The sequence below is a fragment of the Desulfobulbaceae bacterium genome (assembly GCA_015231515.1).
In the GTDB taxonomy this organism is placed as follows: domain Bacteria; phylum Desulfobacterota; class Desulfobulbia; order Desulfobulbales; family VMSU01; genus JADGBM01.
The window spans coordinates 45,010-57,297 of record JADGBM010000001.1 but is presented as its reverse complement, the minus strand read 5'-3'; the positions used below and the strand labels follow the sequence as shown (position 1 = coordinate 57,297).

General features: G+C 41.9%; 11 protein-coding genes. 5 read left to right on the top strand and 6 right to left on the bottom strand.

All coding sequences use genetic code 11. The annotated features are described in order from the left end of the window. Positions 1-25: 25 nt before the first annotated feature. The 4 genes from HQK80_00240 to HQK80_00225 all read right to left on the bottom strand — a co-directional run bounded on the left by HQK80_00240 (position 26) and on the right by HQK80_00225 (position 6,572). Positions 26-607 carry a hypothetical protein gene (locus HQK80_00240; protein ID MBF0220653.1) on the bottom strand — a complete coding sequence of 194 codons (582 nt, stop codon included), beginning with the start codon at positions 605-607 and terminating at the stop codon, positions 26-28. Positions 608-776: 169 nt separating this feature from the next. Further along, a complete protein-coding gene (locus HQK80_00235; GenBank protein MBF0220652.1) occupies positions 777-2,309 on the bottom strand; it encodes a response regulator in 1,533 nt (510 codons plus the stop codon). 200 nt (positions 2,310-2,509) lie between these two features. Next, positions 2,510-6,244, bottom strand: a complete 3,735-nt coding sequence (locus HQK80_00230; GenBank protein MBF0220651.1) for an AsmA-like C-terminal domain-containing protein — start codon at positions 6,242-6,244, stop codon at positions 2,510-2,512. A gap of 49 nt (positions 6,245-6,293) precedes the next feature. Continuing rightward, positions 6,294-6,572, bottom strand: a complete 279-nt coding sequence (locus HQK80_00225) for a PilZ domain-containing protein (protein ID MBF0220650.1) — start codon at positions 6,570-6,572, stop codon at positions 6,294-6,296. A 217-nt stretch (positions 6,573-6,789) separates the two neighbouring features. On the opposite strand from HQK80_00225, the gene HQK80_00220 reads away from it, so the two are divergent. The 3 genes from HQK80_00220 to HQK80_00210 all read left to right on the top strand — a co-directional run bounded on the left by HQK80_00220 (position 6,790) and on the right by HQK80_00210 (position 8,769). Further along, positions 6,790-6,963: a hypothetical protein gene (locus HQK80_00220; protein ID MBF0220649.1), complete on the top strand. Its 174-nt coding sequence runs from the start codon at positions 6,790-6,792 to the stop codon at positions 6,961-6,963. A gap of 151 nt (positions 6,964-7,114) precedes the next feature. Next, complete coding sequence (gene ccsA / locus HQK80_00215; GenBank protein ID MBF0220648.1) at positions 7,115-8,146, top strand: cytochrome c biogenesis protein CcsA; 1,032 nt, start codon at positions 7,115-7,117, stop codon at positions 8,144-8,146. Positions 8,147-8,151: 5 nt separating this feature from the next. Next, a complete protein-coding gene (locus HQK80_00210) occupies positions 8,152-8,769 on the top strand; it encodes a hypothetical protein (GenBank protein MBF0220647.1) in 618 nt (205 codons plus the stop codon). Here HQK80_00210 and HQK80_00205 read toward each other — a convergent pair. Continuing rightward, entirely contained in the window at positions 8,766-9,359 is a 594-nt protein-coding gene (locus tag HQK80_00205; protein MBF0220646.1) for a hypothetical protein, read from the bottom strand. The genes HQK80_00210 and HQK80_00205 overlap by 4 nt on opposite strands. Positions 9,360-9,436: 77 nt before the next feature. Here HQK80_00205 and HQK80_00200 point away from each other — a divergent pair, with 77 nt between their 5' ends. Then, on the top strand, positions 9,437-10,216 hold the full coding sequence (locus tag HQK80_00200; protein ID MBF0220645.1) for an endonuclease/exonuclease/phosphatase family protein: 780 nt from the start codon (positions 9,437-9,439) through the stop codon (positions 10,214-10,216). A gap of 53 nt (positions 10,217-10,269) precedes the next feature. Here HQK80_00200 and HQK80_00195 read toward each other — a convergent pair whose 3' ends face one another. Then, complete coding sequence (locus HQK80_00195) at positions 10,270-10,452, bottom strand: SAP domain-containing protein (GenBank protein ID MBF0220644.1); 183 nt, start codon at positions 10,450-10,452, stop codon at positions 10,270-10,272. A gap of 212 nt (positions 10,453-10,664) precedes the next feature. Here HQK80_00195 and cls point away from each other — a divergent pair, with 212 nt between their 5' ends. After that, complete coding sequence (gene cls / locus HQK80_00190; GenBank protein MBF0220643.1) at positions 10,665-12,125, top strand: cardiolipin synthase; 1,461 nt, start codon at positions 10,665-10,667, stop codon at positions 12,123-12,125. The last annotated feature ends 163 nt before the right edge of the window (positions 12,126-12,288 follow it).

Below are 12,288 nucleotides of genomic sequence, written 5' to 3'. Positions count from 1 at the left end.
CATAGGTGCCGGAATGAAAACAGTGTTATGGTTTGCAGATTCTACAGGGTTTAAAACCTGCACTAACAGCTTCTGAATGTGAATTGAAAAGTGAAGTACAGGTGATTGAGTTAAAGCTTTTACAGTCGGTTTTGTGGAATACCTTACTCTTAGTGTTAGCGTATAAGGCAGTGCTGCAGGTTTGACATGCGGCAGCAGAAGCCGGTTTTTCAGTCCTAGTATAATAGTGTAGGGTGTCATCTGAATAGGCAGAGAACGTTTTCAATGTGGTTTTTGCCAGATTTAGTACGTCGTATTTTTTAAGTTTTTTGAGCTCTGGCAGGTTAAATTTGAGGTGTCCTTCAGTGGTACCTTTAAAATCGGCCAGTGAGTCGGGATCAAAGATACTTTTCAGGTAGTTCTCGACAGAGATTTTAGGTGCTCCAAATATAATTTTTTTAACTGTGTCAGCCTCAAGCTCAGTAATTGCGCCGTCGCACTCACATAAGGCATTGCCGTTTCCGTCGTAGTTATAGGCAACGATAGTGATGTTGCAAAAATTAGAGAAATACTCGTCGAATAAGATGTTTTGCAGTGACAAGTTTTTTGTGAACGAGAGATTTTTCATATGGTTTCCAATCGTAAGTTAGTGGCAGTTGATATAAAGATTGACAGATTGTAATCGACTGCATTCATTAGACAATGACATGCTGATTGATGTCAAATGTTATTTGAAAAATGTTTTTAAAGAAGATGGTGGAATGGGTTTGGCTACCTAATGAACTGTAGCCGATCTGCTATTTGAAACTTTCTGGCGATAGAGGGAGGATGATACTGAAGCAGCTGCCTTCATTAATGACACTTTTAACGGTGATTTTGCCTCCCAGGGCTTCAGTAAGCTTCTGGGCAAGAGTTAGGCTAAGGCCGAGACCGTTATACGGTCTGGAGTTTGAGCCATCTGCCTGACTGAATGACTCGAAAATTATTTGCAGTTTTGAATCGATTATCCCAATGCCGCTATCCGTTATGTCAACTATAAGGCAGTTGTGCTCATTGTCCTTTGTACCTGTAATTGTAATCTGTCCGGATTCAGTGAATTTAATTGCATTGTCGACAAGATAATTGATGATCTGCACCAGAAATATCTCATCGGTGATGAACTGTTCTGGAGTGTTCTCTTCGAGAGTGTAACTAAGTTGCAAGTTTTTTGCGGCAGCTTTCGGCATCTGTGAATGGGTAATATGGTTAAACAGGCTCTTCAAAGAAACTTCAGAGAGGTTCGGTCGAAGCATCTGAGAGTTGAGGCGTTTCAGGTCAAGAATTCGAATGGTGCTTGAGGTAAGATCATCGACAGCTTTGTGAATATAGTCAACATACTTGTGTAGTGATTTGTCTGTGATTTTTAACTCAAGTACGGTAGCTGTCGTGCTGATAATGTGAATCGGAGTTAAAAACTCATGGCTCATATTGTTACTGAAATTAAGTTTGTCCTGACGATGTTGTTCTGCTAATTGAGCTAAGAGTTTCTTTTCGATTTCTACTTCCTTCAAGACGGAAATGTCATCTTGGATAAGAATAAAATTTGTGATTTTGCTGACAGGATCTTTTATAGGGCTGATGGATAGGGCAACCCAAAACGTGCGGCCGTTGGTACTAAGCGATTGCAGTTCACCCTTCCAGGCATTGCCAGAGAGAAGCTGCTGCTTGATATCTGCAAATTGCGGACGGTTTTCAGAGGCAAATAGCCTCGAGATGTCTTCTCCTTGTATATCATGAAGGCTGAATCCTGATTTAGTCGAATACGATCTGTTAATATAAGTCACTTTGAACTCGTCATTGGTCATGATGATGGAGGTTGAACTACTATCAAGAGCTAATGACAGCTTGCTGATATAAGAGTTTTGGTTTTCAACTGATTCCTCAAGATAGTGCCGATAATTAATGGATTCACGTTCAAGATCCTTAAACCTTGTGCAACGTTCTACCAGGCAGGTCAGATCTGTGATGCCAAAAGGTTTCCGAAAGAAAAAATGGGCGCCTAGTTCATAACACTGCCGCATCTCATCATCATTACCATGACCAGTTAAAATTATCACAGCGTAAGGGTCATCAGGTTTAAGATTGATGGCTTTAAGAAACTCAATGCCGTTCATTTGAGGCATTGACAGGTCTAGAAGAATCAGATCCGGAACCAGATGCTTGAGCATGTTAATTGCTTCAAATCCGTTTGAGGCAGAGTGCAACTCGTAGGGCAGTAAGCTTAATGCTTTCTTTATTGAATAGATAATTGATGGTTCGTCATCTATGGCAAGTATTCTCTTGTTCGGCATTTACGGCTCATTGTTAAAGTTTATAAAGTACGAACATAAACGATATTTTGGCATAACGCAATAATTATTAATGCCAGTATATGGTCAGGCAATGGAGCTGCTGTAAATCTTTGTTCCGGTTCTATCAGGTGTAACAATTGTGCAATAAGATACTTTTATGGGAGTACTCAAAGAACTGCTCTGTGTCAAATTAACGGTTGTTATTCGTTAATCGGTTCGGCATCGATGGGAATTGGTCTTTTGTTTTTTGTGAGATCAGGAATAAATATTCTAAAAGGCAGCGTTAAGGTGTCAAGTATGAATTCAACTGCCGCACTTCCGACAGCACTGGGCTGAAGTGCTGTGGTCTCAGGATTAGCAAGAGGGCCTGAAACACCGACTGGAAAGGTGAAAATAGATTCTTTCTCACCGCCAATTGCCTTGCCGACCAAAGGAACGTTGGTAATAACGTTGTCTATCATCTTGAAAGGCGCAACAAAAAAAGTCAGATCAGTATTGAATTCGTTGTCGGCCAGGTCAATTGAACCACGACCAGTTAGATTTACGCCTTTTCCTTTTAAAACGGCACGTTCAAGTACCAGCGTATTCTTGTCAATATATGATTTTAAGACCAGGTCGCTATACATAAGGCCCTTGCCGTCGATATCGGGTGGCTCACCCCAGGCAAAAAGTTCAGTGAAATTAATAACGCTGAAAATATTGGAGAGAATATTCATTTTTTTAATAATGCCGCCCTCTGACGTTAATGACAGGTCGCCAGTGTTCCAGTTGCCGGGAAAACCTTCTATGTGCCCTTTTATTTTGAAAGGGCCTTTTATGATACTTTTTTGTTGCCCCATGCAGGGCAGAAACTCCTCGAAGTTAATCTCATCAGTGCCCGAGATAAAATCAAAAAAACTTTTCGATTCGTTATCGCCATTATAATAGGTGGCAGACATTTTCATGCCGCATAGATCACTTGGGAAAAATTGCAGTTTTATGTCGCCGGAATCAAATGAAATCGTGCCATAGGGATTTTTCCAGGTGTAAACATGTGGTGGTTGGCTTGGTAAGCTCTCTGTGTCAGCAGGTTGTTTGATATAGTTCAGCCGAAAAAAGTCAAAATCGAGTTTGCCTGAGAGCTGATCAATAAAGTCGGTATGTTCTTCCTGAGATAACAGACCATTCGAATTTGTGGGTTGCAGATTCTTTTTAATAAATTCTTTGTGAAGATCAAAGGCGGTTTTAATCTTATTGAAAGTCAGATTTTCTGAATGAAGGGAGATATCGAGAAGAAATTTATCTGTTGAATGGGTTATTTGGCCTTTTGCATCGAGGGTGTCACCCTCAATTTCTGAAGTGAACTGTTTTAACTGTATGGTGTTTCCTTCTCCGTTAAGCCGAATGTTTCTGGCAATAAGGGGAGGGGTGTCGGGTAGGTAGTTCCAGGAGAGATCATTGATCTCAAGGTATCCGGCATAGGTCGTATCCTTAGTTGGTTTTTTAGTGGATAGTTGACTGAAGACACCGTTGATCTGACCCTCTTTAAATATATTCTTCTCAAAAAATGAGTCTAAGGTTTTCATAGTAATGCCGCCCTGCCAGGTCAGCAGTGATCGACCGCTTTTCGATTGATCCAGGTAGGTGATTTTGCCCTGCATAACACCATCGTTAAAATTCAAACTGCTCAGGGATATATTTTTTTGTTTACTGATATCGATCAGCATTGATTTGGTATCGGATTGATTGATCTGGGCGATTATCTCACCATTAAGATGAAACGAATCAAAAGACGGCGCCGTGTTGGCTATTTGAAAATTATTTAAAGTCAGCGGTAGCCGTGGAAAGAATTCATCCGGAATCCAGCCTGTAGATCGCAGCCATTGTCCAAGTTTAGGTTTAACGATGCCATTCAGATCAATACGGCCATGCCAGTTGTCAAGCAAGGTGTGGCTATAGGTGCCGGACATAAATAAATTCTGGTCGAAAGAGTTGAAAATTCCTGAAAAGCGAACCTGCTTTGATGATAAAGTTCCCTGAACTATTTCACTGACAATAGCGGGAGGCAGGTACGGACTATGAATTGTTGTGTTGTTTAGTACGAATGCAGTCTCAAATTTCCATTTTTCAGGGTAGAGAGCTGGCCCCGAAAACTGTGTGTTGGAAAAATCAGCCACTCCAGTAATTGCTGTGATGACTTCGTGAAGGGCGTTTTTAAGATAGGCTTTGCCGGTGTTCACCTGAAGGAATGACTGATCGAAAAGAGTCTCGAGGTTAGCAGTGGCATCAAGTTCAGTAACTTGTATACTGATCTCATTTGCCCACTCAACTGAACCGGAGGTTTTTTTGATTGTCTGCCCGCCAACTTGCGCTTGAAAATCATCCCATACAACTTTGTCGGGTAAAATATCAAGCTTTCGGCCATCGAGTTTAAAAGGCCACGGCAGTCTGTCGTAAAATCCGGCAGCAGACAGATACGATATCTGAACAGTTGTTTCGACATTACCGAGTGTGTTGCCAAGGGTAAGGTTGCCTTTTGCTCTGCCGGAAATTTCGGAAAATTGACAGAGTTCGTTCTGAAAGGCGTCATCTTCAATGATTATTCCAAGCACATCCTGGAGATCCTGAAGATCAGCGTCCAGATTAATATCGAGATAAAAGGCATCATCTTGTTCAATAAGATCAAGCCATAAAGAGGCCTTTTTGCCGTGGGTGGAGCCAATGTCGGCCATCAGGTTTTTTCCGGCAAGGTAGCCATTGATAATACTGATTGGTCCGCTGGCACGATCAATGGCAAGACCAATATCCGAAATGTAAAGTGGAACATCAACAGCTTCAGCCCAAATTTTCATTTTATCAAGATATTCAAAGTCTGTGGTCGGTCCTTTGAAAATATAACGGGCAGTTTTGGCAAAACCACCTCTAACAACTGAGCAGGTTGTGGTGGCGGTTTCATTTTCAGGCCATAACGATAAAATCCGTGTCCGAACAGAGGCGAGATCGATATCATTTCCTGAAATATCTAGTGTCCACTCGGGTTCTTTCTGAAGAGAGTTATTACGTTTAGACACTTTACCTGAAAAGCTTGCGGCAGGATCTTCAAAATCAAAACGGTCGAACTCAAAAAAGAATTCATTGGCAAGTTTAGTGAAGGCAACATTGCCAATAGAGCGTATTTTGTAGCTCTCTCCATATGCAGTAAGGGAGAAAGGGGTATTGATTTCAGAAAAGTTCAGTTTGAAATTGTCTTTACCTAAACCTTCACAATGCATCCTAAGGGATATTCGTGAGTCATTTATCTGGTAATTTTTGTCTGCCTGATTGAATAATGGGGCAATATTTGTCTCGTTGGCACTTAAATCGAGACGGTAATATTTTTTGTTGAGATCGATGCGGCCAATTGCTTCAATTTTATCACTAAAACTTGATTGAAAGTTCCCATTAAATTTTAGTCGGTTACTGGTACTCTTAATTTTCAGGTTAAAGTCAGTAATTTCCAGTGGTTGGAGAGAGATGTTCGTGCCGCCAATTGTGTCAATTCGGGGTAATGTTATGGATCCTTCCGAAATAGCAAAGTTCAAATCTGGTATTGCTGATTTGCTTCTGATGTTATCGGCAGTTGGCAGATGTTTAAAGTGCAGGACTGGCTTAATGAGCTTGATGCGGCCTAACTGACCTTTGTCATCAAAAATAAATTTTAAGCGAGGAGTGAGTTGTATGAGAGGAACTTCTAAGGTGAATAGGTCTGATTTGGATTCGAAATGTTCAATGTACAGAGCAGGAAATGGTAACCAGTGCCACCTGATAGCGGCAAACCGGCAATCAAGACCATATGTTGTGATCAAGTCCCGGGTTATGCGATCCTGAAAGTGTTTTTGGTTGAGGAGTTTGGGGGTGAAATAGAGTGCTGTTAAAGCAATAACCAGAAGTAAAAGTAGTGCCGTCCTTTTTCTCATTTCCGATTAAGATTCTCGACAGTATCCATAAGGCAACTGATCGCCTGAATTACGAAAACTGTACACCAGCCTTACATTCAACCTTCGACTGGCATGTCCAGACAACAGTACCCTGACAGGGGAGGTCGTCAGCTGAAAAAGAGAGTACCTGCCCCAACTCAAATGGTGAGGAAGATATCAAACACATCCCGGTGTCACAGATATTTTCAACTCTAACTTTCAGTTCAGGTCCGCAGGCTGATGGATTATGGGCGTTTTGAATCACAACGTCAATCCAGTGGTTATCGCACTGGCGCCTGATAGCTCTTCGTCGTTCTTGATCTGTCATTATATGCCTACTTTAGATGTTGGATAATTTATGTCGGGCGGTTGTCATTCAGTTGTAACTGTACTACTTTTTACAGGGTACATGAACAAAAAAACAAAAAAAAGCGATGTTTACGATCTATACAATGGGGTCTATTACGATTGGTTGAAGGCGAGATACGAGTTGATACCTACAAGATAGCTCTTCGGTATGCCTTTAGTCGACCTGGTTTGTGCAGGTGGTTCTGAGTGAAATAACGGAAGAAGCAACGGAACTTACCGTATTTTTCTGCGGTGTAGTCGTTGCATCGGCACTTGTCGCAGCAAACGCTGTGGTCGTTCACCTCATCTATCCATTGCCAGTTGCCAAGCATGACAACAGAGGTCAGTTTGCGAAGGCAAACGTTGCATAGCCAAATTTTCTTATTTTGTTTAATTTGCCAAAGATGCATGCGTAGTTTAAACTCTGCTGATATAAGGAAGGTTAAGAGTTGGATTTTTAATCTATATCGGCTAATCTTCGAATCAGCATAAGATATAAATACATCCAGGGGTAGGCTATAGATGGATTTTGTGGAAATTACCGGTCAAATTGCACTTTATGGCAACCCTGTCATTTATGGCTTGTTCTTAATAGGTATTCTTGCCGGCTTATTGGGCACTACCAATATTTTCAGTAAATCGCCTGTCGGAACGGCCTATAGTCGTTATCTGCTTTACAGTTCCAACATCCTCTTCCTCCTTGGATTTGGACTGATCTGCTGGCTGCATTACCGAATTTATACGGAACTCCCTCTGCTTCTTCCTGAGTCGTTGTCGGGATGGATTAATAAGCAGATTACGTCCATGAACAGTCAGGCCGCCTATAGTTTTGCCCTTTATGATGCCAACAGTCCTCCTCGATATGCGATCCCGTTATGGATTGAAAACGAAAAATATTTCTTCTGGTTTATGTGCTACTCAGCAATGGCTCAAGCCGCCTTTAATCGTCTCAAGAATCACCGGATTCAAGGGGCTTTGCTGCTGTTCTTGGCTGCTCAGATTCTGATAATCTTTTTTGTGACGAATCCATTTGTTGATCCATTACCACAGTTTTTTGCTGAAATCACACCATGGTTTCAAAAGGGTTTGGCACCGATGGAACAATTTGGTCTGTTCATGAAGCTCTATCCTAAAATGATATTTTACTATAATGCCAGTTATATGTGGCTTCACCCCCCAATGCTATTTTTGTCATATGCAGCCATAACTATAACCTTTATCACCTCATCGTTTATGCTGATTAACAGGGAGCTTGAGGTCGAAATTCTAGGGTACGATTTTGCTAAGTTTGGCTATTTTATGCTGACTTTGGGAATGCTTCTCGGATATCCCTGGGCTCTAAAGGCTTGGGGGCCAAACTGGTGGTGGGATCCCAAAATATGCAGTTCAATTATGATGTGGGCTATATACAGCACCTATCTGCATACTCGGTTATATGCTAACAAAAAAAGTATGTGGTATTTTACCTCAATTCTTGGGATCTTATGTTTTTTAGCGATGCTATTTACTTTTGTAAGCTCATTCTTTTTCCCAGGTGAACACACATTTCAGTGATGTATATGGAAAACACAGGACCTACCCAAAAAGCTTCCTATGATTTTTATCTGATTCTTGCGACAGCAGTTGTCTTAGCAATTATTTCCGCCATCTGCATTTATGGGATGTTTTATTTTAAACATGCCCAGATTCAGAACATGCAGCCCCTGTTTAAAGCCCAGTACATGAACTCTATGAATGAGGTCGTGAGTCCGTTTATTATCTGTCTTATTTTATTGATTGGCATCTGTGTTCCCAAGCGGCTGCTGCCAACTACAATTTTGAACTGGTTCACCCTGGCGCTTGTTGTTCTTTTGGGTGTAGTCTCTTTTTACTATGGGATCATAACGGCCTTAAAGATCAATCTGATGGTGGCGCTTGCTGCACAGTTTGCGGTGCTGTGCCTGGCGTTGATTGGCAATCAGTATCTGCATTTTGAGAAAAAAGGGTATTGGGTCAGGGTTGGTTCATCGGCGATGCATCTTGGTATTATCCTCTTTATTCTCGATCTGTTTTATTATAAAAATCAAACTCTTCACCTTACCTTGTTCTGGGTTACAACAGTATCTACTGTCATAGGTATGCTTGGCTGCTTTTACTCGGAATCAATAGTCAACTGTATTAAAAAGATCCGCTCTTAAAGGCTTTTTCGTTCTCGCATCTGTTGTATTTTTTGGCGGTATTTCTCGGCATCACCAAAGTTTGCATAGTGATGATATCTGGGGGGAACGTCTTTGACTTTCCTTGCGTGCTTGATCGGACACCAGAACTCTTCTGTGCGTGACGCAATCTCCATTCCGTATGATAAAAGTCCGTTACCGTATCCACAGTAAATGCAGTTGAGCTTTTCAATTATATTCAGGTAGGCGAGGTGGTGCCTGTCAATGATCAGATAGTCTGAACGCTTGACTTTAGTAATGCCGTAAAGAGGGAAACATAAAGCCTGATAAACAGAGATGAACAGGTCGAGAAAAACCAGGGGAATGATAAGGCTATAGATAATTGGTGAAGTTATCATGAAAAGTATATTTGAGTTTCTAAAAAACTTATAGAGGTTTTCTTTGAACTCCTTTTGGGCTTGGAGTGCCTTTTTCTCCCATATAATTTTATTCTTTTGAAAACTGTAATTGAGTTTTTTTTGTGCCTTTTTCAGCTCCTCTTCGAATTCAATATGGAGCCCAGCCTGAAGCGTTTTAATTTTTTCCAGCAGGCTATCAATACGTTCATTCATGATGACGCTCCTTAAATGTTTTTGAATACGCTAGGCGTAGAGGATGCTTTAGGACACTTTGTTCCCAAGGGATGGCAATGAATTTAAGGATTTTGAGCTACAATATGCACCGTGCGATTGGCCTTGACAGGCGTTTTCGCTTAGAGCGCATCATCCGGATACTTGACCATTACGACGCTGATATTGTCCTTTTGCAGGAGGTTGATGTGGGTGTTCCCAGGTCACAAAGGCTAAATCTTGGCGATGAAATTGCCAAACAGCTCAAATATCCATACCATGCGATCGGCCTGAACGTCAAACTACGGAATGGAATGTACGGGAATGCAACCTTGAGTCGATTTCCAATTGTTGATGAAAGAAATATTGATCTGACAATTGGCTTCCGGAAGTCTCGCGGATGCCTGTTTACCAGACTGGAGCTGCCAGAGGCAAAAAGTGGCTGGGGGGCATTGGGACTGGCTGTCTTCAATTTGCACCTTGGTCTTGTTGCCCGGGAAAGGTTGCAGCAGTTGGAACTTTTATTCAGTTCCACTGAGTTTTTAAAAACGACATCTTCCGCACCGTGTCTGGTTGCCGGAGATTTCAATGACTGGAGGACAGTATTAACACCGATTTTTATCGATCGGCACTCTTTTAAATGTGCCACCGACCATGGGAGCCATAGCCGAAAACCCATGCTGACCTTCCCCTCTTTTGCTCCAGCAGTGGGGCTGGACAAAATTTTTTGCCGTGGTGAAATAGAGTCCCTCCATAGTTGGCGATGCCGTCTTATGGTCTCTAAAGTGGCAAGTGATCATTTGCCTGTTATTGCTGACCTTCAGTTACTGATTAACGGTGAACATCCATCGGCAAAATAGACCAAACCTCGGCCGGCCTCTCAGAAGGAAGACTAACGCTATTATGCACTCATTTATTCGGGTAAACAATCGCCTCGCCAACAGCATTGGTATTGATCACAAATAGTTATCCCGGTTTGAAAACAGGCGACATTGCCTTCCTTGCTCTGAATGGCGTGGATCAGTTCATTCTTTTTTAATTTGCCCGGTGCTACACCAATATTTTTGGCTATTGTTTTAATCTCTGTCATTTTCATTGGCTATACTCCTTTCTGCTTTCTTTATTATGAGGTGGTTTAAATTTACTATACTAACTTTGCCCTAAGCTTTCAGATTAAGTCAAGTAAAAAGTAAATATATAATATATCAATATATCGTTAGATAGATATGGTACTGTCAGATACTCAATTTTCTTGAAATGGTATTCTAACAAACAATGCAATGGCTCAGGGATAAATAGCGTGAAACCATGAATACGAATTTGCAGTTGATTCATGAGTTCTGGCCTCATTTTTTAATAACTGCGTTTACGCTTCTGGCTATGATGATGACTGCAGTTCATGTAGTTATGCTGAAGCGTGACTTTCGGGCGGCTGTTGGCTGGTTGGGTCTGATCTGGTTTGCCCCGATATTTGGTGTATGTTTGTACTGGTTATTTGGAATAAACAGAATACAGCGTCGGGCCAAGAAATTTTCCAGAGAGAGGAAGGCGCTGGGAATTCCTTCACAGGATTTTGTTGTTTCTCCGCATCAGATTGATACTATTTTTGGTCAGGAACGTTCCGTAAGTGCGCTCTGCCGTTTAACCGAAAAGGTGACTATGCGGCCGCTTTTGAGCGGTAATGCAATTGCCCCCCTCATTAACGGTGATCAGGCGTATCACGAAATGATAACAGCTATCGAGGGCGCTACAATTTCAATTTCCCTGTCCACATATATTTTTGCTAATGACTCATTAGGCAATAAATTCAGAGTAGCTCTTAGAGAGGCTGTACTGCGAGGAGTTGATGTTAGGGTGTTGATTGATGCTGTAGGGGCTCGGTATTCAATTCCATCCATCATTGGTGGGCTTAAGAGAGACGGTGTTCGCGTTTCCAGATTTATGAAAACACTGCTGCCATGGAGGTTTCGATATCTCAACCTGCGTAATCACAGAAAGATAATGGTGGTAGATGGAATTATCGGCTTTACCGGTGGGATAAATATTACAGAATTCTGTGTTACTGCAAACAATAAAAACTACACTGTTCAGGATATTCACTTTAAGATTCAGGGGCATGTGGTTGCTGAACTACAGCAGGTCTTTGTCGAAGACTGGCTGTTTAACGCCGGAGAAAATCTCCAGGGTCCTGCCTGGTTCCCCGTTTCTGAGACCCAAGGCGATGTGATTGCCCGTGGAATATCAGACGGCCCTGATGAAGATTTTGATAAGCTCAGATTTGTAATGATGGGGGCAATTGCGGGTGCCCGTTCTTCAATAAGGATTGCTACACCATATTTTGTGCCGGACAACGAAATGATCACGGCCCTGCAGATTGCTGCACTGCGGGGTGTAAAGGTCCAAATTCTACTTCCCGGCAAAACAAATCTTCGCATGGTTAAATGGGCCTCAGATGCGTCTCTCGTGGAACTGGTTCGATCTGGTTGCGAGGTGCTTTATACTGCTGCCCCGTTTGATCACTCAAAGCTAATGGTAATGGATGGTGAGTGGGTGTTGCTCGGTTCGGCGAACTGGGATGCCAGAAGTCTGCTGCTCAACTTTGAGTTCAATGTTGAATGTTATAATACAAAGCTTGCCCGGACAGTGGAGGGTATTCTCGATACCAAAGGAGTTAACTCTACAAGACCAACTCTTCGGGAGCTTGAGGGGAGAGGATTTTTCGTAATATTGAGAAATCGGTTTTTTAAACTGTTTACACCATATCTTTAATACTATGGGATACGTACCTCGTAATGTCCTTTGGAATCTCACATGAAGCCTATTTGGAAAAAATGCTATCTCTGGAATTGTTTTGCTATTGTATACTGTTTTTTTTACGTCGTTGTCTTCCCCCCACCTGCAAATGCTACTGAAGGTAAAAATCCTTGGACGC

Excerpts from the sequence above, each read along its gene's own strand:
- HQK80_00240 (MBF0220653.1), bottom strand. The coding sequence starts at position 607 with ATGAAAAATCTCTCGTTCACAAAAAACTTGTCACTGCAAAACATCTTA.
- HQK80_00235 (MBF0220652.1), bottom strand. The coding sequence starts at position 2,309 with ATGCCGAACAAGAGAATACTTGCCATAGATGACGAACCATCAATTATC.
- HQK80_00230 (MBF0220651.1), bottom strand. The coding sequence starts at position 6,244 with ATGAGAAAAAGGACGGCACTACTTTTACTTCTGGTTATTGCTTTAACA.
- HQK80_00225 (MBF0220650.1), bottom strand. The coding sequence starts at position 6,572 with ATGACAGATCAAGAACGACGAAGAGCTATCAGGCGCCAGTGCGATAAC.
- ccsA (MBF0220648.1), top strand. The coding sequence starts at position 7,115 with ATGGATTTTGTGGAAATTACCGGTCAAATTGCACTTTATGGCAACCCT.
- HQK80_00210 (MBF0220647.1), top strand. The coding sequence starts at position 8,152 with ATGGAAAACACAGGACCTACCCAAAAAGCTTCCTATGATTTTTATCTG.
- HQK80_00205 (MBF0220646.1), bottom strand. The coding sequence starts at position 9,359 with ATGAATGAACGTATTGATAGCCTGCTGGAAAAAATTAAAACGCTTCAG.
- HQK80_00200 (MBF0220645.1), top strand. The coding sequence starts at position 9,437 with ATGAATTTAAGGATTTTGAGCTACAATATGCACCGTGCGATTGGCCTT.
- HQK80_00195 (MBF0220644.1), bottom strand. The coding sequence starts at position 10,452 with ATGAAAATGACAGAGATTAAAACAATAGCCAAAAATATTGGTGTAGCA.
- cls (MBF0220643.1), top strand. The coding sequence starts at position 10,665 with ATGAATACGAATTTGCAGTTGATTCATGAGTTCTGGCCTCATTTTTTA.